24 protein-coding genes are annotated in these 22,734 nt (G+C 68.5%); 15 read left to right on the forward strand and 9 right to left on the reverse strand.

Going from position 1 to position 22,734, the window contains the following annotated elements:
- The 3 genes from AAFF41_RS09830 to AAFF41_RS09840 all read right to left on the reverse strand — a co-directional run bounded on the left by AAFF41_RS09830 (nt 1) and on the right by AAFF41_RS09840 (nt 1,844).
- Complete coding sequence (locus AAFF41_RS09830; RefSeq protein WP_319751369.1) at nt 1-762, reverse strand: SMI1/KNR4 family protein; 762 nt, start codon at nt 760-762, stop codon at nt 1-3.
- Between the two features lie 315 nt (nt 763-1,077).
- Nucleotides 1,078-1,623 (reverse strand): 3'-5' exonuclease, encoded by a 546-nt coding sequence (locus tag AAFF41_RS09835; RefSeq protein ID WP_343323847.1) that lies wholly within the window; start codon nt 1,621-1,623, stop codon nt 1,078-1,080.
- Between the two features lie 92 nt (nt 1,624-1,715).
- Complete coding sequence (locus AAFF41_RS09840; protein WP_343323848.1) at nt 1,716-1,844, reverse strand: hypothetical protein; 129 nt, start codon at nt 1,842-1,844, stop codon at nt 1,716-1,718.
- A 162-nt stretch (nt 1,845-2,006) separates the two neighbouring features.
- On the opposite strand from AAFF41_RS09840, the gene AAFF41_RS09845 reads away from it, so the two are divergent.
- The 4 genes from AAFF41_RS09845 to AAFF41_RS09860 are packed head-to-tail and all read left to right on the forward strand — an operon-like array spanning nt 2,007 to nt 4,675.
- Nucleotides 2,007-2,339 carry a hypothetical protein gene (locus tag AAFF41_RS09845; RefSeq protein ID WP_343323849.1) on the forward strand — a complete coding sequence of 111 codons (333 nt, stop codon included), beginning with the start codon at nt 2,007-2,009 and terminating at the stop codon, nt 2,337-2,339.
- A gap of 23 nt (nt 2,340-2,362) precedes the next feature.
- Nucleotides 2,363-2,674 carry a pore-forming ESAT-6 family protein gene (locus AAFF41_RS09850; protein WP_343323850.1) on the forward strand — a complete coding sequence of 104 codons (312 nt, stop codon included), beginning with the start codon at nt 2,363-2,365 and terminating at the stop codon, nt 2,672-2,674.
- Between the two features lie 46 nt (nt 2,675-2,720).
- Entirely contained in the window at nt 2,721-3,116 is a 396-nt protein-coding gene (locus AAFF41_RS09855) for a DUF6507 family protein (RefSeq protein ID WP_319751372.1), read from the forward strand.
- Nucleotides 3,113-4,675: a hypothetical protein gene (locus AAFF41_RS09860; RefSeq protein WP_343323851.1), complete on the forward strand. Its 1,563-nt coding sequence runs from the start codon at nt 3,113-3,115 to the stop codon at nt 4,673-4,675. Before AAFF41_RS09855 ends, AAFF41_RS09860 begins: the two co-directional genes overlap by 4 nt.
- Before the next feature lie 444 nt (nt 4,676-5,119).
- Here the strand turns inward: AAFF41_RS09860 and AAFF41_RS09865 are convergent, their stop codons facing one another.
- Complete coding sequence (locus AAFF41_RS09865; protein ID WP_343323852.1) at nt 5,120-5,452, reverse strand: hypothetical protein; 333 nt, start codon at nt 5,450-5,452, stop codon at nt 5,120-5,122.
- Between the two features lie 90 nt (nt 5,453-5,542).
- Here AAFF41_RS09865 and AAFF41_RS09870 point away from each other — a divergent pair, with 90 nt between their 5' ends.
- The 8 genes from AAFF41_RS09870 (at nt 5,543) to AAFF41_RS09905 (ending at nt 15,447) form a co-directional block, all read left to right on the forward strand.
- Nucleotides 5,543-6,406, forward strand: coding sequence for an immunity 49 family protein (locus AAFF41_RS09870; RefSeq protein WP_343326277.1), 864 nt, complete (start codon nt 5,543-5,545; stop codon nt 6,404-6,406).
- Nucleotides 6,407-6,431: 25 nt separating this feature from the next.
- Nucleotides 6,432-6,710, forward strand: coding sequence for a hypothetical protein (locus tag AAFF41_RS09875; protein ID WP_319751377.1), 279 nt, complete (start codon nt 6,432-6,434; stop codon nt 6,708-6,710).
- Nucleotides 6,711-6,779: 69 nt separating this feature from the next.
- The gene (gene eccD / locus AAFF41_RS09880) at nt 6,780-8,111 is read left to right on the forward strand and encodes a type VII secretion integral membrane protein EccD (RefSeq protein WP_319751378.1); all 1,332 of its coding nucleotides are present in this window, start codon (nt 6,780-6,782) and stop codon (nt 8,109-8,111) included.
- A 10-nt stretch (nt 8,112-8,121) separates the two neighbouring features.
- A complete protein-coding gene (locus tag AAFF41_RS09885; RefSeq protein WP_319751379.1) occupies nt 8,122-9,300 on the forward strand; it encodes a CpaE/TadZ family protein in 1,179 nt (392 codons plus the stop codon).
- A 43-nt stretch (nt 9,301-9,343) separates the two neighbouring features.
- Nucleotides 9,344-13,339, forward strand: coding sequence for a type VII secretion protein EccCa (gene eccCa, locus AAFF41_RS09890; protein WP_343323853.1), 3,996 nt, complete (start codon nt 9,344-9,346; stop codon nt 13,337-13,339).
- Complete coding sequence (locus tag AAFF41_RS09895; protein WP_343323854.1) at nt 13,336-14,745, forward strand: DUF6177 family protein; 1,410 nt, start codon at nt 13,336-13,338, stop codon at nt 14,743-14,745. The genes eccCa and AAFF41_RS09895 overlap by 4 nt, the downstream gene beginning before the upstream one ends.
- Nucleotides 14,742-14,945: a hypothetical protein gene (locus AAFF41_RS09900; protein ID WP_319751382.1), complete on the forward strand. Its 204-nt coding sequence runs from the start codon at nt 14,742-14,744 to the stop codon at nt 14,943-14,945. The genes AAFF41_RS09895 and AAFF41_RS09900 overlap by 4 nt, the downstream gene beginning before the upstream one ends.
- 271 nt (nt 14,946-15,216) lie before the next feature.
- On the forward strand, nt 15,217-15,447 hold the full coding sequence (locus tag AAFF41_RS09905) for a Smr/MutS family protein (RefSeq protein ID WP_316738854.1): 231 nt from the start codon (nt 15,217-15,219) through the stop codon (nt 15,445-15,447).
- 773 nt (nt 15,448-16,220) lie between these two features.
- On the opposite strand, the gene AAFF41_RS09910 is transcribed toward AAFF41_RS09905, so the two are convergent.
- A complete protein-coding gene (locus AAFF41_RS09910) occupies nt 16,221-16,673 on the reverse strand; it encodes a DUF4442 domain-containing protein (RefSeq protein WP_343323855.1) in 453 nt (150 codons plus the stop codon).
- Between the two features lie 145 nt (nt 16,674-16,818).
- Nucleotides 16,819-17,001 carry a hotdog family protein gene (locus AAFF41_RS09915; protein ID WP_425526117.1) on the reverse strand — a complete coding sequence of 61 codons (183 nt, stop codon included), beginning with the start codon at nt 16,999-17,001 and terminating at the stop codon, nt 16,819-16,821.
- Between the two features lie 105 nt (nt 17,002-17,106).
- Here AAFF41_RS09915 and AAFF41_RS09920 point away from each other — a divergent pair, with 105 nt between their 5' ends.
- Complete coding sequence (locus AAFF41_RS09920; protein ID WP_319751384.1) at nt 17,107-18,096, forward strand: DUF8017 domain-containing protein; 990 nt, start codon at nt 17,107-17,109, stop codon at nt 18,094-18,096.
- 797 nt (nt 18,097-18,893) lie between these two features.
- Here AAFF41_RS09920 and AAFF41_RS09925 read toward each other — a convergent pair.
- Both AAFF41_RS09925 and AAFF41_RS09930 read right to left on the reverse strand, forming a co-directional pair.
- A complete protein-coding gene (locus AAFF41_RS09925; protein ID WP_319751385.1) occupies nt 18,894-19,391 on the reverse strand; it encodes a hypothetical protein in 498 nt (165 codons plus the stop codon).
- A gap of 217 nt (nt 19,392-19,608) precedes the next feature.
- The gene (locus AAFF41_RS09930) at nt 19,609-19,974 is read right to left on the reverse strand and encodes a hypothetical protein (protein WP_319751386.1); all 366 of its coding nucleotides are present in this window, start codon (nt 19,972-19,974) and stop codon (nt 19,609-19,611) included.
- Between the two features lie 360 nt (nt 19,975-20,334).
- Here AAFF41_RS09930 and AAFF41_RS09935 point away from each other — a divergent pair, with 360 nt between their 5' ends.
- Nucleotides 20,335-20,928 carry a DUF4291 domain-containing protein gene (locus AAFF41_RS09935; RefSeq protein ID WP_319751387.1) on the forward strand — a complete coding sequence of 198 codons (594 nt, stop codon included), beginning with the start codon at nt 20,335-20,337 and terminating at the stop codon, nt 20,926-20,928.
- Entirely contained in the window at nt 20,897-21,508 is a 612-nt protein-coding gene (locus AAFF41_RS09940; RefSeq protein ID WP_343323856.1) for a hypothetical protein, read from the forward strand. The genes AAFF41_RS09935 and AAFF41_RS09940 overlap by 32 nt, the downstream gene beginning before the upstream one ends.
- A gap of 571 nt (nt 21,509-22,079) precedes the next feature.
- On the opposite strand, the gene AAFF41_RS09945 is transcribed toward AAFF41_RS09940, so the two are convergent.
- The gene (locus tag AAFF41_RS09945) at nt 22,080-22,316 is read right to left on the reverse strand and encodes a hypothetical protein (protein WP_343323857.1); all 237 of its coding nucleotides are present in this window, start codon (nt 22,314-22,316) and stop codon (nt 22,080-22,082) included.
- Nucleotides 22,317-22,734 lie beyond the last annotated feature (418 nt).

Here is a 22,734-nt window from a genome sequence, read left to right on the forward strand (position 1 = left end):
TCAGAAGGGCAGCGGTTCGGCGTCCAGTGACTCGGTGTATCCCAGGGCCCACCGTCCGGGAACGGTCTCGCAGATCGCCTCCAGGTCGGCCCGGGTCCGGCCCCGAACGTGCAGCCAGCTGTGGGCGCCCAAGCCGTCCTGGCGTAGCAACTGTCCCGGGGCGGAGAACCAACGCACTGGAAAGTCCTCCGGACCCGTCCACATCGGATAGTCGGGCAACGCGACCCGCTGGAAGCGTTCGGGCACCGCCCCAAGCAGGTCCGCCGGCAGCTCGCACGCGTTGTACAGCCGACCTCCACCGCCGAACAGTGCCTCGCTCAGTACAAGCTCGACGCATGCCAGAGACACCCGGTCCAAGAACGGCACCCAGCCGTGCCGCGCCTGGACGAGCACCGGCGGATCGTCCTGATCAAGGTCGCGCAGGCGCACGCCCCAGAAGGCGCAGCCCTGGTTTTCGCTGCGGAAGACGAGGACACCGCCGCACTCGTCTTGCACGAACATCTCGGCGGGCGGCAGCAGCGGATCCTGGTTGGCGAGCAGGCCGGACCGCGTACCCAGGAGCTCGTAGAACTCGCGCAGCACGGCCGGCAGGGAGCAGCCGAGCGTCGCCTCGGCGCGCGCCAGTTCCGCCGCTGGCGTGCCGTCGTCCTCGGTCAACGGCTCGTCCCAAGCAGCGGCGAAGCCGCGCACGAATGCCCACGCCCGCTCCTGGTCGGTGATTCCGCCGTCTAGAGCCTGGGCCACGTCGAACACGCCAGTCATGCCGCGACCGTACCGGAAGCACACGCCGCATCACCCAGAGACGACCGCCAGTGAGAGCAGACATACCGAGCCAGTCCGAAGCTCCTCGCCAAGATCGTGTTACGAGCTCTATTCGCTGAATTGCGTCTTGCTACGCGGCTATAGATTGTTTTTGGCACAGCATTTCGAGATCGGCGTATCAGCTGTTCGGATTGCGTAGCATGAGATGCTATCGCACGTATTCTCCGCTGGGCGGGAGGGCCGGTTCAGTCGAACATTGCTCACAGGCCGACTTCTTCGAGGAAGAAGCCGCTCCGCAGCATGGCCGCACACTGATCAGGCGGCGGCCGATCCCGATGAACCGGACGGCGGTCTATCCATGCCGAGTAGGTCCGTGGCACGGTAGGCGGTCTCATCCGCGTCGCGCGGGAGAAAACGGCTGGCCTTGCCGCTCCACGTGACGATGGGCTCATCACGTGCGCGGGTGGCAGCGACGAAGACCAGGGAGCGGGCCCGTTGCTCCTCTTGGCGGTAGCGGTCCGGGTTCTCAAGCCGATACTGCTCGATACGCTGATGCGGCACCTGTCCTTCGCCGACGGACGTCAGGAAGACGCGCTGGAACTCGAGACCCTTGAAACGGTGCATGGTGCCGATGCGCACGGCGTCCAGTTCGGCACGGACTCCTTCCCGCCCCAGCTCGACCACGGGGATACGGAAGGGGTCCCGTGCGAGAACGTTGGCGAACTCCTGAGCGGAACTCCCGTCGGGCACACTCACGGCCATCGCGGAGTACGGCGTGCCGTAGGTGTCGTGGCGCTCGGGCAGTGACCTCGCACCGGGCGCGCCACCCACAAGGAACGCCGAGAGTGCGCCAGGGAACATCGACCCAGTCCTGACGGGTGGTGAGGATATTGATGTGCCCCGCGCCTGATGGAGTCGGATTGCTGGAGAATGAGAGGGCATCTGTCGGCACCTCACGTTTTCAGCCGCCACAGCGCACCCATCCAGCCCGCCCGGCAGCTGGGGCTCTCGGCGTACGGCCCCTCGCGTGCCGTCAGGCAGGCATCCGGCAGTCGGCGCAGGAGCGCGGCAAGACAACTCATGGGAAAGAGCACGCCACTTCGCGCCGTACTGCGTTGCGCCTGCAACGCGCCATACGAGAGGATGTTCGACGCATTGTGAGATGTGCGTGACGCACGGGCGCCGTGGCGGCTGAGTGATTGGTTGGCCGCGGCGTACAACACGATTGACACGGGGGCGGGTGGATGAAGTTCGACATGGGGTCGTCGACCCTGGCGGATCTCGGCAAGAGCACGGTCGGTTCGACGGAGGACCTGGGCACGCTGATCCGGTGGCTGGTCCAGGCGGCGGAGCCGCTGGAGGGGAAGTTCAACGGCGCGGGCAAGGCCGCGTTCGACTCGTTCAAGGCGCACACGGACGAGATCACGAACGCGTTGAACGGCTCGCTGGGTGCGATTCTGGGCGGCCAGGGCGGCATGGACACCGCGTTCGGCTCCGGCGATCTGGAGCAGGAGGACAACGCCCACCAGAACATGGGCCAGTCCAACTTCGACGCCGCCCGCTTCGGCGCCCGATAAACACGCACAGGGGGAGCTTGACCATGGGGCAGAACCAGGACCGCCGCTCGTACGACACCGGCGCCTCAGCCGAGGTACAGGGCAGCCTGCAGGGCATCATCGGCCAGCTGGAGCGCGTCCTCGGTGACCGCGACCGCGCGGTGAAGGCCGCGATGGCCGACTTCACCGCCGACGGTGTCGCCGACGAGTACCACGGCAAGGAACAGCGCTGGAACCGCGCCACGAACGAGGTCCGCGACATCATCCGCCTCGTCCGCACCACGCTGGAGCAGAACGACGGCACCGCCCAGTCGACCATGGCCAAGGCCCGCGCCGCCGTCGACAACATCGGCTGACCGGGGCCGACCGTAGTAAGCAGGAACGTTTCCACGGGGGTTTGGCATGTCGGGGTGGGACATCTCGTCGTCCGGCGTCGAGTTCGTGACCTCGCTGGTCGCGGACGCGATGGACGACGTGGCCAAGGACGTCAAGGCGTACGGGACGGATGTGGAGAGCGCGGCCACCTCGGCCGGCACGGTCAGCGGACCGTATTGCGGGTCCGCGCCAACCGGCGCGATCGGCGCGGCGCTGGCCATCTTCGTCGAGAAGACCGCGGGTGACGTGCTGTTCCTCGGCGCGCGGGCGGCGAAGTCGGTGAACGGGGCACGGGAGGCGACCGCGTACTACCTGGCCGGGGATCTCGAGATGGCCGCCCAGGCCGAACACAAGGCGCTCGGCGCACCGAAGGTCGATCTGCCTGGCCAGGGCGGCAAGGGCAAGGACGGCGGCGCCAAGTGATCGACCCGTCGGGCATACCCCAGTTCACCGGCGACTTCGACCAGCTGGACAAGGACACCTCCGGGCTGCGCGGCGACGCCATCGGGATCCGCAACGGCGGCATGGACGTGCACTCCCGCTTCCAGATGCTGGAGGCCTTCTACACCGCGCCCGAGGCCGACGACCTGTTCGCCACCACCCAGCCGGTGATGGACAAAGCCGACGCCTTCGCCGCCCAGCTGGAGACGGTCGCGGACGCGCTGGACACTTACTCCATCGAGGCCCGTCCGCTCGCCAAGAAGCTCGCCCAGCTCAAGACCGACGCCTTCGCGTTCGTCGACAGCGTCGAGGGCGACGACAACTGGACGTACGACGGGGACAAGATCCACCGTCACCAGGAGCTCATGGACGGCGTCGCCGCCGCCGAGAGCGCCTTCCGGGAGGCCGAGCGCCGGGCCGCCACCAAGATCTCATCCCTCGTCGGCGGGCCGGAGTTCGTGGTCGACGACGGCCACCACACCGTCAACGAGAAGACGGTGATGTACGGCTACGACCTCGACGTCCTCAAGCACGCCAAGGACACGCCTTGGGGCGCCCCGGAGAGCGAGTCCCACCATGCGTGGGAGGTCGGCTACTGGGCCAAGAGCTTCTTCTGGGACGGCCTGGTCATCGACAACATCTGGGGCGGCATCAAGGGTTTGGGCACCTTGGTCGGCTGGAACGGCTCGGATGCGGCCGGGGACGCCTGGGGTCATCTCGGGGACGTCGTCAGCGGGATCGGCCAGTACACCGCCAAGCCGTACGACGCGCTCATGGACTGGGCGATCGGCCCGGACAAAGAGAGCGCCACCGAGGTCCGGCAGAAGAAGGCCGCCAAGGACTTCGCCAAGTCCATGGTCGCCTGGGACATGTGGAGCGAGAATCCCGCCCGCGCCGCGGCGACGGTCGTCTTCAACGGCCTCACCCTCGGCCGGCCCCCTGGCCATCGCAGCCAAGGGCGGCGAAGTCGGCGCGGTTGCCAAGGGCGCCGGCATCGCCGCCAAGGTCGGCGAGTACATCGACCCGGTCGCCGTCGGCCTCAAAGCGACCGGCAAAGCCATCAGCGCACTGCCCAAACTCTCCGACCTCACCGCCGGAATCCGCACCGGCATCGGCGCCTCGGCGGACTCCCAGCGCATCCACAGCGTCATCGAACTCGGCGACGGCTCCAAAGTCGTCATCAAGGACGGCAAGTTCATCCCCGTCGACAAGCACGGCAACGTCATCGGGGACACGCCGCGCCAGGAAGTGGCCGCGGATACGCGGGCCACGCCGGAGGAGACACCCGCGCAGCAGCGGCAACCCGCCGGAGTCAGCGCTGCCTCAGGCACCCCCGGGGCCACGGCTCACGTTGGGGAAGCATCCGGCGGAGCTGGAGCCTCACATACCGTCGGCTCCGAGACACCCAGGTCCGGTGGTGGGCCGATCGGCAGCGGCCATGGCGGCACGGGGTCAGAAGGACACGGAAGCGGTGGCCTGGACGACCTCGGCCGGGCAGGCGACGACGCGCTCGGAGACGGCGCGGACAGGCCGGACAGTGACATCCCTGGTCAGCGTACTGAGGTCGAACGCCCCAGTTTCATGCGTGAGGGAAGCAATCCTTACGGACATCGCGGATCGCTCACGCTGGAGCAGATCGAGGAGATCCAGGTCTACCGGGCCAACCACGAGCCCGGTTACTTCGAGCACTACTACCGCAAAGACGGCACCCGAAAGCTCCTGGAGCGCTACGACGAGAGCGGGCACACCCCGCCGCAGCTCACTCGGCTGTCCGACGACGCACCGTTGACCCGTGCCAAGGACGCACCGGAGCCGCCCAAGCCGCATTTCCTTGACGACGATTTCATCTCCGTGAAGTCCGACACCGTCACGAGTACGGCACGGCGTCGGGTCTTGGAGGAGGCTGCGCGGATCCGCCACTTCGCGATCAAGTGGGACAACCTCGTCTCGGACTGGAAGGCGGATACGGGCAAGGCGCATGAGCTTCACGGAACCATCGATTCGGCCGCACAGTGGGGTGAGGCCCGTGGCGCGTACAAGGAATCCCACACCCTTATGGGGAAAAGGCCGAAGACTTCGGCGAGGCGGCGGCCGAGTATCACTACATCGCCGAGAACCACCCGGACTTCACGAAAGAGACCCTCCTCGGCCCGAAGAGCGGAAACGACCAGTTCGACCAGGTCTGGACTCATGAGGACGGCCGTGTCGTCGTCATCGAGGCCAAGAGCAGCCCCACTACCGAGCTGGGCAGACGTACCCTGCCGAACGGTCGCCAAGTATCCCAGGGGAGCAGGGAGTACTTCTTCGACATCATCCACGCCATGGAGAAACGCGGCGAGTTCGATTTGGCGGAAACCCTCGACAAAGCGCTCAACGACGGGAAGCTAGAATATGTTGGGGACCCTTCCGTGACAGCACGCATCGACCGGCATGAGCTGCCGACAGGGCCTGAGGCCGAACAGTTCGCGGAACGGCTCAACAAGCACCTCAGCAGGAAGGTCGACCGGCTCGAGGAGTCCACATCCACCATCGACTCGGCCTTCAACACGTCAATCCTGAACCTGCGTGCCCACTGTGTCATCGACCCTCGGGCAGCCGCGGTGGAGACGTGGGAAGCCACGGTCACGGCGATGCAACTGGGTTCTGCGCTGTTTGCTGTGACCGGCGTGAGCGAGGGCACCGTCGAGTGCCGTATCGACCGCGAGGTACGCAGCTTGCGGGCCGTCGGCCCCCTCTCTACTGCTGATGCGGGCACCTGGCTGCAGGCGTTCTGGCTGGCTGTCATCTGCCGCGAACAGGACCGTATGACGCAACTGTGCGAGATCCCGCTGGAGCGCCTGCGTGCGCCGGAGGGGCAGTACGACGAGTACATCTACCACTGGGTGGACACCCTGCAGACGTACTGGCTGCGGCGATCAGGGCTGGTGGAGAAGCTCACCGCTGCGTTCCAGGCGTCGGATCCCACGGTGGCGCAGGTCGCCCCCCGGGATCTGCTGCAGGGTGTGCTCTATCCGCCGATCAACCTCTTTTGCCACTTCGTACGCAAGGACGAGGAGGGCTTCAGCCCGGCCCTTGTCGAGGCACTGAAGCTGCACCGTGCCTACTGGACCTTGAGCGAGGAGCGGACGGCGGACATCGACGGCAGCATCGCCCTGGGTCCGCTGGCCATCGCATGTCTGGCCTACGACGGGGGGATCCCCATCGAGGTCGAGTCCGACTATCTGCCCAAGCACCTCCTCCAGCACGGCTGGCTCGGCGAGTTCCCCACCTGAGAACTGAAACGGACAACGAATACCTGTGGCAGCCCAGGATTACGACAGCCAATTGCTGGAGTCGGTGTCGGTTCGGCGCCGGCGGCTGCGGGATGCCGTCGTGTTCGGAACGCAGCGGCAGCGGCGGTCGGTGGACGAGCGGCTCGGCAAGGTGTTCGCCGGGATCGTGGTCGCGGCGGTGTTGTGTGCCGGGTGTGTGGGCTGGTCGTTCGTTTCGCACCGGGTCATAGGGAAAAGCCCGTACGGCACCTCTGTGCCCTCTTCCTCGCCTTCCGCGGCGCCTTCGGCGTCTTCCACCCGATGACTCGATGATAGGTTCGAACGCGTGGTATCTGCGGAGTCCCTGAGCCGTACGACGCCGAGCCGGACTGCTTTGAGCCGGGTCACTCTGATCGGCGAGCGGAGGCGGGTTGATCTCGTCCTGCCCTCTCAGGAACCAGTCGGGCTGCTGTTGCCCGAAGTGATGCGGCTGCTGGACGACCGGACATCGGACCGGCCCGAGTTGCGGCATCTCGTCACCACGGAGGGTTCAGCGCTCGCGCACGACAGCACGCTGGAATCGGCCGGGGTTCCGGACGGCGCCGTCCTGCGGCTCGTGCCGCTGGAGGACGCCCCCGCGGCACCCGTGGTGCACGACGTCACCGATGAGGTCGCTGACGATCTGAATGTACGTACATGGCGGTGGAGCCCCGCATCCCGGCGCATCGTCGCCGGAGTCGCGACGGTCGGCTGGGCCGTCATAGCCGGCACCCTGGCCCGCAGGGAGTTCGCGCTGTCGGCCGTAGGCAGCGCTCTGGTGACGGTTGCCGCGGTGTCCGCACTCGCGGGGGCTCTTTTCGGGCGGGCCGGGCAACGTGGCCTGGCCACCACGCTCCTCGTCACCGGGGGAACTCTCGGGGCGCTGGGGGCATGGACCCTGGCGGATGCCCATGCCTGGTCCGGCGTGGCGCGGCTGGCCGGCGTCGCGGTCGCACTCGTTGTGACGCTGCTCCTGCTGGGCTGGTTCACGGCACTGGGCCGCGGCGGGCTCGTCGGCGCTGCCACAGTCGTTGGCTGTGTCCTCTGCTGGCAGGTGGCGGTCGCTGTCCAATCGGGCGCGGGTACGTCAGTGGAACAGGCTCGTGTGGGGGCCTTGCTGAGCGTCGTCTCGGTTGTCGCCCTCGGCGTGCTGCCGCGGCTCGCGCTCATGGCGTCCGGTCTGTCCGGGCTGGACGACCGGCGCTCCAGCGGCACGTCCGTGAGCCGGTATCAGGTGAGCACCGCCCTAACTGCCACTCATCGTGGCCTGGCGCTCGCCACGATCGTCCTGGCCGTCTCGGCCATGGCGGCGGGGCTTCTCGTACTGCGGGCACCTTCGGCGTGGACCGTCCTGCTCTCCGTGGTGGTCGCGGTCGTTCTGGCGCTGCGGGCGCGTGCCTTCCCGCTCGTCATCGAGGTCGTGGCGCTGTTCGGGGCCGGTGCCGTGGTCGCCGTCCGGCTCGTCGGGGTGTGGCAGGAGCACTCCGGTGCCGCGGGGCCGTTGGCCGTGCTCGTCACGCTGGCCGTCCTGCCCTTGATGGTGCTGGCGGTGCAGCCCGCCGAGCATGTGCGGGTGCGGCTGCGGCGCTTCGGCGACGTGCTCGAGTCGGTGGGAGTCATCGCCCTGTTCCCGCTCGTCATCGGGGCGTTCGGTGTGTACGGGCGTCTGCTCGGCACCTTCGCGTAGGGGTGACTTCATGGCTCAGGGAGGGGACTGGCAGCAGGACGTGCTGCGGCAGTTGGGGCAGTTGGGGCAGCACGATGCAGCGGACGAAGCGGCCAAGCCCGCCCCCGAGTCCACCGAGCCCACCGCGCGGCCTCGACTGATGCACCCCGCCCCGGAACCGCCCGCTGATGCAGGTCCCGCTGCCTCTCCGGGTTTCCCTCAGCACGCTGCCCCGGCACCGCAGTCGGAACCCGCTGTCCGGTCACCCCGTGATCCCCGGCTTCCCCTGCACACCCCGGAGTCCGTGCCGACCGTCGACCCCCGCCTGGCACACGCTCTGGGTCGCCCCCAACACGGCGATTCCGTGACCCGCCGCACCGGACACACGCTCCGCAAACTCGCCACGTCAGCCACCCAGGACGTCGCCGAAGAGACACGCCTCGCTCGGGAGCTGCAGCAGCCGGTCACCACCGGCCGGGTCATCGCGGTCACGTCCATCCGGGGCGGAGTGGGCAAGTCGACCGTCTCCGCCCTGCTGGGCCGCACCTTCAACCACTACCGACACGACCCTGTCCTCACCCTGGAGGCCGATGCCGCACTCGGCACCCTCCCCGTACGGATGGGCGCCGAATCGGTGCGCTGGTCGTGCGCGGACCTCGCGCAGATCCTGACCCCCGCGATGCAACTCACCGACGTCACCGGCTACTTGGTTCCGGTGTCCGACGGCGGCTGGCTGCTGCCCGCGAGCCAGGGGCGCGTCGGCGCGCCGATGGACGTCCGCACCTACCGCACGGTCACACTGGCGCTGCGGCGCTACTTCGCGGTGACGGTGGTGGACTGCGAGACCCTGCCCGGCGAAGTGGCCCGTACGGCGATGGACACCGCGCATGCCCGGGTGGTGGTCGCCCCGATGACCGCGGAGGGCGTCAACGGCACCCGGCAGGTCCTGGACTGGCTGGCCCAGCTGCCGCACTCCGCCCTGGCCGGCACCGTCGTGGCGCTGTCCGCGAGCTCCCCGGACACCACGCTCGACGAGAAGACGGCCACCGCGCACCTGCGAGAGACGGGCGTGTCCGTCGTACCGCTCCCCTACGACCGGCATCTGGCCCAGGGAGGCCCCATCCACACCGCGATGCTGGGCCGGGCCACCCGGGACGCCGCCGTCCGCCTCGCGGCGGAGGCGATGCACCGCGCGGTGAGGACGCGATGAGCACGAGCCAGGCTTCAGGACCCGTTCAAGAAAAGGCCAGTCCGTGACACAGCACCTCGTCCACCGGCCCGCGCGCTCCACCCGCCCCCTCACCCCGCCGCAGCCGCGCACCATCGAGCCGCCGCCCAACCTGTCCGAGGGAAAGATCGGCAACGCGGCGACCGCACTGCTGCCGATGGCCGGCGTCATCAGTTCGGTCGTGATGATGACCGTCATCCGCAACAGCCAGTTCGCCGCGCTCGGCGCGATCGTCCTGGTCTTCGCCCTGCTCGGCGCGGTGGCACTGTTCCTGTCCCAGCGGGGCAAGGCGCAGCGCACCCGGCGCACCCAACGCGAGCGCTACCTCGAATACCTTGAGGAGCTGCGCGACGAGCTCGGCACCGGCGAGCGGGAGCGGCGCCGGCAGTCCCAGCTGCTCGATCCACCGCCCGAGGCCTTGTACGACTTGGTACGCAATCCGGCACGATTGTGGGAGCGGCGCCGCCAGGACCCGGACTTCCTGCGGGTACGGGTGGGCACCGGGGACGTACCAGTGCAGGAGCTGGTGGTCGGGCAGAACAGCGCGGGCGGGGTCCTGACTCCGCCGGACCCGTTCATGCTCAACGAGGCCCGAGCCCTGCAGAACCGGTTCACCACGGCAACGGACTTCCCCCTCACCGTGCCCTTGGACCGGGCGGGCAACGTCAGCGTCGTCGGGGACCGCGAGGGTGTGCTGCGGGTGGCTCGCGCGTTGCTGGTCCAGACGGCGGTCACGCACGCGCCGGACGACGTGGCCGTCGCGCTCGGCATACCCGGCGACCAGCTGACCGCGTGGGAGTGGGCCAAGTGGCTGCCCCACGTACTCGATCCGGGCCGGCGTGATGGTCCGGTCGCCGCCCGCCGGATCGCTCCGAGCCTCGCCCAGTTGGCGGCGCTGTGCCGCGATGATCTGCGACAGCGGGCCTCGTACGCGGCGGAGGTACGGCGCGGGCTGTCGGACCGTAACGCGCTGCGGATGGCCGGTCGGCTGCTGATCGTCAGCGACGAGTACGGCGAGACGGCCGCCGAACTGCCCCGCCCTGACAAGGCGGTTGATCTGCCGGACATGGGTGTGACCGTGCTGCACCTGCTGGAGCAGCAGGTGCACGAGTCGGATCAGGTGACGGTCCGCGTCACCGTCGAAGGCGACCGGATCACCGTGGAGGACCTGCGCGAGACGTCGACGGTGGCGCAGGGCTCATCGAATGCCGTGAGCGTCGCGGGCGCGGAGGGGCTGGCCAGGATGCTGGCCCCGCTCAGGTTGTCGGCGGAGTCCACGGCCGAGGGCACCCCCGTCTCCGGGCCGGTGGACGTTCCCGGCCTGCTGGGCATCGACGACCCTGCGGCACTCGACATCGAAAGGCTGTGGGCGCCGCCCAGCGAGCGAGCGTTCCTGCGCGTACCCATCGGCTTGACGGACCGTCACGAGCCGGTGTTGCTGGACCTGAAGGAGTCCTCCGAGCTCGGCATGGGCCCGCACGGATTGTGCGTGGGCGCGACCGGTTCCGGCAAGAGCGAACTGCTGCGCACCCTCGTCCTCGCGCTCGCCGCCACCCACTCCCCCGAAGACCTGGCCCTCGTCCTGGTCGACTACAAGGGCGGCGCCACCTTCGCCCCGTTCACCGAACTCCCGCACGTGGCCGGCGTGATCACCAACCTGGAGAACCAGGCCGGGCTCGTCGAGCGCGTCCACAGCAGTCTCGCCGGTGAGGTCAAGCGCCGCCAGCAGGTACTCAAGGACGCTGGCAACATCGCCGACATCGGCCACTACGCCGCCCTGCGCGCCACCGGTCGCCCGGACCTCGAGCCCCTGCCGCACCTGTTCGTCGTCATCGACGAGTTCGGCGAACTCCTCACGGCCAAGCCGGACTTCATCGACCTGTTCCTGTCCATCGGCCGTATCGGCCGTTCCATCGGCGTCCACCTGTTGCTGTCCAGCCAGCGCATCGAAGGCGGCAAGCTCAAGGGCTTGGACACGTATCTGTCGTACCGCCTGGGCCTGCGGACCTTCTCCGCCGACGAGTCGCGCACCGTGCTGGACACCACGGACGCCTTCCACCTGCCTCCGCTGCCGGGCTTCGGCTATCTGAAGGTCGACACCTCCACCTACGAACGCTTCAAGGCCGGGTACGTCTCCGGCGCCCACCTCGGGCCCGCCCTGCGCGACAAGCAGGACGACGAACCGCTCGTCTCGCCGTATCCGACGTACAACACGCTCGGCACACCCCATGAGGATGCCGCGAAGGCGTATGCCGCCACCAAGCGCGAGACCGGGCCGACGGTGATGTCGGTGATGGTCGGCCAACTCGCGACCGCGGCCCCGCCGGTACGCCGGATCTGGCTGCCGCCGTTGCCTGACGCCATCACCCTCGACACTGCGGCCGGTCCCCTCGAAGCCGGCGCGGAGGGCCTCCGGCTCGCGCACCGCGACGGCGCGATGCGCGTTCCGCTGGGCATCCTGGACGATCCGGCCAAGCAGTGGCAGCAGCCGTGGCTGCTGGACCTGACCGTCGCCGGCGGCCACACGGCCGTCATCGGCGGCCCGCAGTCCGGCAAGACCACCCTGCTGCGCACCCTGGCCCTCTCCCTGGCTCTCACCCACACCCCGTACGACGTCGCCGTCTATGGCCTCGACCTGGTCGGCGGCGGTCTGTCCGCGCTGGCCGGACTGCCGCATGTCGGCGGCATCTCGGGAAGGGCGGACCACGAACGGGCAGCCCGCACGGTCGCCGAGGTCCGCACCATGCTCGGCCAACGCGAGGAACTCTTCCGCGCGTACGGCATCGACTCCATCGACCAGCTGCGTCACCTGCGTGCCCAGGGCAAGCTGCCCCAGCTCGGCTCGACCGACCTCGTCCTGCTCATCGACGGATTCGGCGCGTTGCGCGACGAGTTCGCCGCACTCGACGACGCCGTGGCCGACCTGCTCAAGCGCGGCGGCGGATACGGCATCCACGTCGTCGCCGGAATGCTGCGCTGGAACGACGTCCGCATCGCCACCCAGTCGATGTTCGGCACCCGCGTCGAACTGCGCCTCAACGACCCGGCCGACTCATCCATCGACCGCAAGCTGTCCGAGACGCTGTCACCCGAAGTGCCGGGCCGGGTGCTGACCGACGGCAAGTTGTTCGCGCAGGTCGCACTGCCCCGCATCGACAGCCGCCCCGGCACGGGCGACCTCGCGTCCGTCCTCGAGCGGTCCGCCCGCACGATCCGCGCCGGCTGGCACGGTGACGTCGCCGCCCCGGTACGGGTGCTCCCCACACGGCTCCCCGCGGCGAAACTCCCCTCACCGGCCGTCGAACCCAGGACAATCCCCGTAGGCGTGGACCAGGACGCGCTCGCCCCCGCGCTGCTGGACCTGTTCGGAAGCGATCAGCATCTGCTGATCCTCGGCGACAACGAGTGCGGCAAGACCAACCTACTGAAACTGATAGCCCGTCAACTCATCGACCGGTACGGAGACGAGGAGCTGGTCTTCGGCGTCTTCGACCCGCGCCGCGGCCTGCGCGGTGCCGTTCCGGAACCGTACCGCGGCGGCTACGCCCACAATGCGAAGCTGGCCGCAGCGCTGGCCACCGGCATCGCCACCGAGTTGGAGAAACGCCTGCCAGAGACGGCGGACCCGGACGCGGTCGGTGCGGAGCCCGCGTTCACGGGGCCGCGCATCGTGATCCTCGTCGACGACTACGACATCCTCACCACCGCCGGCCAGCAGCCCCTGGCTCCGTTCCTGCCGTACATCTCCTCCGCCCAGGACATCGGTCTCCACTTCGTCATCGCCCGCCGCACCGCCGGATCCTCCCGCGCCCTGTACGAACCCCTGCTGACCACCCTGCGCGAGACCGGCACCACCGCACTCCTCATGACCGGCGACCGCACCGAGGGCCAGCTCTTCCCTGGCCTGTACGCCTCCGCGCAACCGCCCGGCCGCGGCACCCTCATACGCCGCGGTCGCCACCACCAACTCATACAGACCGCGCTCGCACACGAGGCGGACGAAGAGGCCGGACAGCCGTGACCAAGGACGTCATCGCCCTCACCCCGAAGATGCCGGACCTGCGCACACTCCTCGCGGGCCTCTACGCAGGCGGCCCCGACCTCGGCGTGAACACCCTGGCCGACGGCGCCGTCATCCAGCTCTGCGCCCCCGACGGCCGCCCCCTCGTCTCCGTCGAGGCCCCCATCCTGGTCCAAGTCCCCGGGGAGACCACCCGCCTCCTCGGCACCGGTCCCGGTGTCCCGGACAGCCCGGTGTGGTGGACGGAGGCCCGCGCCTCCACCGCCGTCGCGGAAGGCGGCCGACTGGCGGGCTCCTTCGCCGGACGCCTCGCCACCGTCCTGGGCGGCACGGTGTGGCCCCCGGAAGCGGCCTCCACCGACGTCGTCCCGCTCACCACGGACATCTCCGCCGTCCCCGTCCCCGCCACATCGGCGCCGGCGGTGGACGTACTCACCGCCAAGGCGGCCGTGGTCATCCAGGATCGCCCCCTCGTCACCCTGACCAGCTGGCTCTCCGACGCCCTGCGCGGCGCGACCACCGACGACCGCGCCCTGCAGATCGTCACCCCACCCACCACCCGCCTGACCCTGCCCACCCGCACCGCCCTGCTCGGCCACCCCAACCGCTGGGTCATCCAAGACCCGGACCACGGCTTCTACGACGGCCTTTCCGGCGCCGTACTCCACTGGAAGGGCGGCACCTTCACCCCCGTCCTCGACGAGAACGGCACGGCCTCCGTCGCCGCAGCCTTCACGGCCAGCCCCGACACCGGCGAACGCCAGCTCATCCTCTCCCTGCGCACCCTGCACCCCGCCGACAAAGACCTCATCCTCGGCCGCGCCCTGGAAACCGCCTGGCAGCACCTCACCGGCACCCCACCCGCCGGCTGGAGCTCCGCCGAACCTGTCAACCTCCCCTGGTCCACGAGACAGTTGACCGATCTCGCCCGTGGCCGCGCCCCCCAGCCGACCTGGCTGATCGCCGTCGGCCACCCCGACCGCCCGGTCATCGCCACCGTCCGCATCACCCGCACTCCCGCCGGCGTCGAGCAGGACGTCACCCTCACACTCGGCTACGGCAAAGACGCCGACCCGCCCCTCGACGCGATCGAATCCCTCGCGGAGACCCTCTGCGCCGAGCACAGCCTGACCACCATGCTCACCTCGCTCCGCGCCGCCCGCAGCGACCTGACCGTCCCCCCGTGCTTCGAAGCCCCGCCCATCCCCCTCTCATTCACGCTGGGCGCAGGCGAGCTCAAGGACGTCGGCCTCGACCACGCCCTCCGCTCGCCCCTCAGCCTCGCCCCCCTCCGACTCGGCCCCGCAGCCGAACCCGCCCTCCACTACCGACTCGGAGACGGAACCGACCCCCGCGCCTGGAACACCCTCCAACAGCTCACCCAGCATCTGAGGCAGGTCTCATGAACCCGGACCCGGACGACTGGGCACGCGGCCTACACGACGCAGTCCGTGACACGATCGAGGCAATCGGCGGGGACGTCGCGGCCTTCGACCACGACCCGCTCACCGCTGAGTCCGTCCTAGACGACTTCGTCTCCCGCCTACCATGGCGGGAGTTCGAAACTGACGACTGGATCTGGCTCCACACCCAGCTCGTCGCCTAGTCGGTGAAGTACTCCCCGTCCTGCATCTCAGGTTCTCGCCCCCAAGCGGGCTTTGCCCCCGGGACGCCGACGACTGTCTTCCTCCGGACCGTCCACGGGCTCAGCCACGCCGGCACGATTCCGGCCGTACCCACCGAAGTCCGGGACCCGCGGGGTGGGACGAGGGTCGCGAGGATGACGTACGCTGCGACCGTACGACGAGCCCACGGGGACCCGGCGTCGGCCGCGGCGACCGAGCGCATCGGAGGCGATTGCCCTGCTCACGCTGGATCTGCACCCGATCTTCCGCAACAATCGCGACATCGATGTCGCGCTGCGCCAGACCCTCTTCAAGGCGGCCGCCACCGGGATCGACGTCGTGCAGATCATCCCGGGCAAGGGGACAGGCCAGCTGAAGAAGCGGGTGCTGGCCGTGCTGGCGCAGAAGCACATCAAAAAGCTCTACGTCCGCGTGGAGACGGATGCGACCAACGCCGGCCGGGTCCTGGTCCACCTCCGATGACTCCGCCGGCGGACGCGACGGACACCGTGCGCTGGTGGAGCCGCAGGGGTCACGCGGGGCCGGAGATCGTCATGGGGGTGGCAGGCCACGGCTTCGGTCCGCCACTGGAGCGGCCAGATCCTCCGAGGTAGCGGCGGGATGAGCTGAGCGCTACGACCGGCGGCGGGGCATGCCGAGCCTGCCGCTCCTTGGGGTGCCGGAACCGGTCCGGGAACCCTTGGCCGTCGAAGTCCGGGCGGACTTGCCCCCCGACTTTCCGGCCTTGCGCCTGCCGATAACTCATCTGCCCGGGTCTGCGGGTGCCGATAATTCGTCCGTCCAGGTCAGGGCCCTGGCTCCCGCGCTCCGACCAAGCCGCACCGCTCCGACCCCTACCCGAACCGATCAGCGTGCCAGCACGGATCAGGTACCTGGAGGTCCGCCGACGAGACCGATTCAGCGTTTCATGAGTGCCGACGTGCCGCTTGACCAGGCCGGATGATGTATCGGCACCCGCACCCTTGACCGTGTACTCGTGGTAGTAGCCGGTCCCTCGCAGGTGGCATCGGTGTCGGTGAGCGTGAAAGGTGCCGGCCCGTTGTCAATGAAGGCAAGTACGTCCGAGCCAACGGCGATGACGACGATCGCGAGGGTGGAACCACAACCAGGGTGAGTGCAAGGGTCCGTACGCTGCTTCCGGCAGGCGCATCGTCCGCAGCTTCCGGCTGCTGCCGGTCCCGACCCGAAGGTTCGGCTCCGGACCGGCGACAGCTCCCAGACGTCATTCCTGCCCGTTACCCGTTGAGCCGCAACGTCCACACAACCGTCATCTCACCCGTGATGACCCCGTCCTCGCGCTGTATGGCGATGCCCACCGGAAACTCCGGCCGCCCGCCCGCGTCGAGCTCGGCAATGACCTCGGCCGCCGGACGGCGCAGGGTCGCCGTGGCCGTCACCGGCCCCATGGCCAGCTTCTTGTAGTCGATCTCGGCCCGCACCGCGAGCGGCACCGCACGAGAGAGCTGGTCACCGAAGGCCTTGAGGACGATGGCACCGCTGGCGGACTCAGCCAGGGTGAACATGGCGCCCGCATGGGGTCCGCCAATGTGATTGTGGAAGTCCGGCTGGTCCGGGAGCCGGAGCACGGCCCGCTCCGGGGTGACCTCGACGAACTCCAGGTTCAGGGTCCGCACCATCGGAACAGCGGCGGCCAACATTTCGCCCATCGAGGCGCTTTCAACTGTCATGAGCGAGATGTTACCCGTGAGTAGTAAAGCTGACCAGCCCTTCACGCTCCGCCCCCGGCCCGAAAGGAGCCCTTCGGGTCACGCACCCGCTCCACAATCGGAATCTTCAACTCGACACGGAACGCGGGCGTGTGGGTATGGGTCGTTACGCCCCGGCGTGCGGCCCGCCGACATGGTTGCGGTGGTCGCTCTGGTGGTAGTCGCTCTGGTCCGGCAGGGCCACCACGGCCTTGTCCGGCGCGGTCTCCACGAACTCGGGGTTCAGTGTCCGGGCCATCGGCACGGTGGCGGCGAGCATCTCGCCGATCGCCATCCGGTCTGCACCCATGGCGGCATGTTACTCACGAGTAGCCCATTCTGGCCAGATTTCGATGCGTCCCTGACAAGGAGCAGTGACCGAATCGTTTCCCTCGTGCCACTAGGGTTAACGCCCATGTGGCCAGGACAGCAGCCGCCCGGGGGCGAGCAGAACCCGCAGAACAGTCCGTATCAGCAGCCGAATCCGTACCAACAGCCCGGCTATCAGCAGCCCAACCCTTATGGGCAGCAGCCGCAGTGGGGCACCCCCGCGGGCATGGGCGCGCCGCAGCCGCCGCAGGGCGGGGGCGACGGCGGCAACCGGACGAAGCTCGTGGCGATCATCGCGGCCACGGCCGTGGTGGTGGCCGCAGGCGTGACGGGATTCCTGGTCCTCGGCGGAAACAAGGACGACAAGGCCGACGGCGGCACGAACAACACGTCCGGCCCGTCGACGTCGGCATCGGCGGACCCGAGCGACTCGGCTTCCGCTTCGGACGACAACCCGCGCGGCACGGACACGGAGAAGCCGACCATCGCCGGCTGGAAGGTCGTGGTGAACCCCAAATGGGGCATCGCCTTCGACGTGCCCGCGGACTGGGAGGTCCAGTCCCCCGGCCTCGGGATCGGCTTCGAGTTCCCGAAGGAGGCGGACAAGGGAATCACGATGTCGGGCACCGCCGAGTACAAGTCCAAGTGGTGCACCTCGGACGACGACAAGGACGGCCGGACCGAGGACACCCCCTTGGCCGTGGTGGGCACCAAGGGCGCCAGCGGTGCCAAGAACAGCGACGAGGTCGCGATCAACACCCCCGTCTGGTGGGTCTTCGGCGGCTACACCCAGCCCGACAAGAAGAGCCTCTCGTACGACAAGAAGGCCACGCCCTTCACGACCACCTCGGGCATCACGGGCAGCGTCGGGTGGGCCCAGTCGACCAACACACCCGACAAGGGCAAGTGTGCGAGCGACGGCAAGGCACTCACGTTCGGCTTCAAGAACTCCGCCGCCGATTTCGTGTCGTTCAACTTCTACGGGGCCAAGGGCGTGAAGGACGAGGTCGCCAAGGCGACCATCATGAAGATCCTCGGCACGGTCCGGCTGCACGGGACCCCGACCGGCGGCTGACCCCGGTGGCACACCGGCCCGCCTCGACGGGCGGGCCGGAACGCCGGGAGCCTCAGCCCGTCAGGTAGTCGCGGAAGACCCAGCGGCCCGTGGTCGACTCCTCGTCGCCGTGGCACTGGCCGATGCACACCCAGTTGCCGGTGCCGTTGCCGCAGGCAAAGTCGGCGTGCACCTTGTTGGACGGCCGTCGGCCGTCCGGTCGGCTTGTCCCGTCATGGTCGGAGATGGGCCGGCAGTTCGTCCCCGGGACTCCCCCGTACGGGCGGCCCTCCTGGACTGGCTCGGATCACCTGCCTACGACGGCGATGACGAGAGCCTCGCCATCGGTGAGCGGCACTTCGACGATGGCTTTCTCAACGAGTACCCGGAGACGCGTGTCTTCCGGGAGCACCGCCCCGTCTTCTACCGTGCTGTCTCGCCCTTCCCGACCCGCAAGGACGCGGATGCGCGTCATGCCGCCGTCGTCACGGCACTTCCCCTGATCGAGCACCCCGACCCCGCCTCCCACCGAGACGCACTGGCGGCCACGCCCAGCACTTTTCCTGGCAAGCGCCCACCGCTACCACCGCAGCCGATGCCTGGACGCCCTGAAGAACTGGGGCCACGACGTCACTGCTCTGGAAACAGCCGACGACGTCCGCGCGCGCAAGAGACCTGTTCATCAAGCCGTGTTGATAGACCCGGATCCGCTGATCCCTGGGCGGCAGCGATTCACGTCAAGCCTCGCTCACAGACCTTTGGGCTCCGCGCCCCCGCAGACCATCGGTCCGCTGTATGCCCGGCAAACTCAGCCGTCGTCACTGGGAGGCGGCTTTGAGCTGAGCGGTGATTTTGGCCAGAGCCTTTTCGGCGGGGTGCTGCTTGATGAGCCCCTCACGACCTGCGGCGCGGAGCTCCACCACCGCTACGCCTTCGGGACCTGCGGCCACGACAGCGGTCACAACGGTGGGGTTCAGGCCCCCGATCCCTACACCGACCATCGCTCGTACGGCGATGTCCCCGTTGTCTCGGGCTTCCACGCCCAGCGGATTCCCTATGTCGGCCAGAGTCGTGTGAACCAGCTGGAAGACTGCCGTCACCGTTCCGGACAACTCGACAAGAGTGGTGCTGACGTCCTTCTTCGTCCATCTGAAGCCTCGAGCGGCTCCACGAGCACCGCCCCGTGCCCCTGCTCTGCCCAAACCGTGCGTTCCGGTGGCCGCCCCTCCGGCGGCAGCTCCTATCGAGCCGCCCTTCGCACCGAGTTGCATCAGTGCGGCGAGCAGGAGCTCGTTCTCGCTGGCCTCATCGAACATGCCCGCCTCCTCAGCACCACCAAGACATGGCTCTACAACCAAAGTCACCCAGTCTTACCACTGGCCGGCAGCCAGATCGGCTGCCGTCTGCGGCTTCTCCGTGTGATCCATGCATTCGTTGGGGGCGCGCGACCTCGACCCGGAAGCCGGCGAGGACCACGACCGGGTGGCGAGCCTGCCCGGAGGGCTGACGCACTTTGGTGCCACCCCTCGTAGCTCAGCCGGTGTGCCGGTCGGTGGAGAGTAGCCACTGCCAGCGTGGACGTTCCGTGACGAGGGTGGCCGCCACGAGGAGAGACACGAGGACTGCCGCGTAGATGGGCCATGCCAACCATGCGGCGATCGCGGCAGCAGTGAGCTGGAGCAGCACGAGCAGGATCGTGACCGTACCCGAGACAGGGATGATCACCTGCGCCTTGTCTCCCGGAGTGGAGAAGACGGTCGGGAGGCCGATCAGTACCACCACCGCCAAGACGGCAAGCAGCCATGAGTACTTGGACAAGGCCCAGGGGGTGGCCACCCAGGCGACGAGTTCCGCGGTGAAGCGCAGGACGGATGCGATGCGGTCGTCCGGTCTCTCCATGTTCGCCCCCGCGCAAGCTGTATCGATCACCAGCGGGAGATCTTACGACCACGGATGGGGCTGTGAACGCGCCTTGGTGATCCACGTCAAACCGTGTTCATGGAATGTGCACGTGTCATGGGCACGCGACCGGCCACACGCAGCTGATTACCCTGGTTGGAACGGACTGGGGGCGTCCTGCCCGACGGGGATTGCCTCGGCACCGTCGACGCCCATAGCCACCCTTGGTGAATCCGCGTCTGAAGAAGGCGGCCGTGAGACCGGCGACTCGCACGGTGCTGCGGCCGACGTGCTCCGTCGCAGCGAGCAGCAGTCGAAAATCGGTGGCCATCTGAGCCGGCCGATCTCACGCTGTACGCCATGGAAGAACCGCACCGCGGGATCCGCGCACTCCACACGGCATCCACGATCACCGTCTACCAGGCGTACGCCCCTGAAATCGGAGTGACCGCCGTCCGCGACGGCCGCTTCCCCTCCACGTGGCTGCGGAATCGCATGACGTGGATCAAACCCAGCTTCCTGTGGATGATGTACCGCTCCAACTGGGGCACCCGTGCTGGGCAGGAGACCGTTCTTGCCGTCGAGATCGCTCGCGTCGGCTTCGACTGGGCGCTGCGCCACGCCTGCCTGTCGAGCTACGTTCGCGGCCTGCATCCCGATCGCGGCACCTGGCGGCGTGAACTCAAGCGCGCACCGGCCCGTGTCCAGTGGGACCCCGAACGCGACCTGAACTTGCGTCCCCTGCCGCACCGCTCGCTGCAACTCGGACTCTCGGGCGAGGCATCGTCGCGCTACGCGGACGAGTGGACGGTGTCCATCAGCGACGTGACTCCACTCGCGCGAGAAATCCGCACACTCGTCCATCGCGGCGATCTGGACTCCGCGGCACGACTGCTTCCCCAGGAACAGCGATACCCCGCCGGTGACGGACTGCTCGCCCACCTGCGGTCCTGACCAGCAATTCGAACAGGGAAGCCGGCAGCGCCCAGAGGTCGCTTGGCAGCACGGGCTCGCCGGGACGGAGACCAAGCCAGATGACCTCCTACCGCAGGGCCGCTGTCCGCCCCACCCGCGAGGCGAGCAACACGTCGGCACCCGTTGGCGGTCGTGCCAGCGCTCACAGCCCACCGAAGCGGCTGGAACGACTAGGCATGCTGAGGCCTTCCTGCTCGACCACGACAAGGCCAGCCTGGCCCTGATCTCCCGGGCCTTCGCCGGGCAGACCGAAGACCTCACCCGGGACGACGTCCTGGACAACATCACGCTCTTCTGGCTGACCAACACGGCGATCTCCGCGGCTCGCCTCTACGCGGAGAACAAGACCTCCTTCTTCGGTATCAACGGCGTCACCCTGCCGGTTGCCGTGAGCGTCTTCCCCGATGAGCTCTACCAGGCCCCGAAGAGCTGGGCGGAGCAGGCCTACCCGAACCTCGTCCACTACAACAGGCTTCCCAAGGGCGGCCACTTCGCCGCCTGGGAGCAGCCGGAGCTGCTTGTTGAGGAGACTCGCGCGGGCCTCCGGTCACTTCGCTAGACGTCCACGCCCGACCGACGGCACAAGCCTTAGCTCGGCGGGGCGGCCGAGTGGCCCATCTCCGAGGGGCTCGACCGCCCCGAGCTGCGTGGCCATGCCGTCTTTGTACTTCTGGACGCGGAGGTACATCACCCGCTGCGCGCGCAGCCGTACATGTGTGTGGTCACATGCCTGCCGAAACGACGGGTTGGTCGTCATCGGAGTCCACACGCCGGAGTTCTCGTTCGAGCACGCGATCGATCGCGTGCGGCGGGCGACGACGGGGCGAAAGAGCGACAGAATCGAGCAACCCGATCGCGAACGAACGGCGACAGATGGTCCCGGTGGTGAGGCGTCGCTGGTAGTGGCTGCTGCTGGCGGCGGCCTGGTGGTGCCTGCGCCAGGTGGACCGGTGCAGCAGCGTGGTGAGGTCCGCAGCACGAAGAGCGTGCCGATGAGCCGGCGGATTTCAGGGACGGTCAGGTCGATCAGGGTGCGGCTGTGGTCGGCCCGGGTTGGGCCCGCGGGGAGGGCGTGGGGCGACGGCAGCGAGGCAGGCCGGCGCGAGCATGGCGAGGCGTCGAGCGCCAGCCTATTGGCCAGCCCGCACACCGATCGCGATGGCGACCAGCAGACCGACGAATCGATGCCTATCGGCCAATCTCGGGTCGAGTGCCATCCGCACGAGGAACGGAACGGTATGCACCGCGGCCTGAGAGCGCGTGCCCTGGTGCACGATATGGTTCGCGAGCTGCGCACTCGGAAGGTACCGGCCCTCCCGGACTCCCGCCTGCATCGCCCGGAGGTGTCCGGGGACGTCGTCGGCCATGCCGTAGCAGTGCTGCAGCTGGGCCCAGGGCACACCGTCCAGGCCGGTGAGAGGGTCGTCGTCCGTCGCAGCAGCCGATCCTGGCATACCAGGATTCCATCCTGCGATTCGAATGTCCGATCAACCGATAGTCATGCGATCACCTGCGACCTGGACTCTGAGACACACGGGCCACATGTCTTCGCTGTGATGAGGGCTCTGGCCGGCCGCTTCGGGGAGGAAGGCGTTCGCCCGGTCGTGGCATGCGACTGACGTCGCGGAGCGTGGTTCTCACAGCGCGGGAACGCTGGCAGTCCCGCGCACGAGCTGACCCCCCCCGGCGACTTGCCCCCACCACGCCGACGCATGGACGAGTTCTGTGAACGCGGCTTGATGATCCAGGTCAAGCCTCACTCGCAAACCTCTGGCGGGACTGCTG

Source organism: Streptomyces mirabilis, assembly GCF_039503195.1.
Lineage (GTDB): Bacteria > Actinomycetota > Actinomycetes > Streptomycetales > Streptomycetaceae > Streptomyces > Streptomyces mirabilis_D.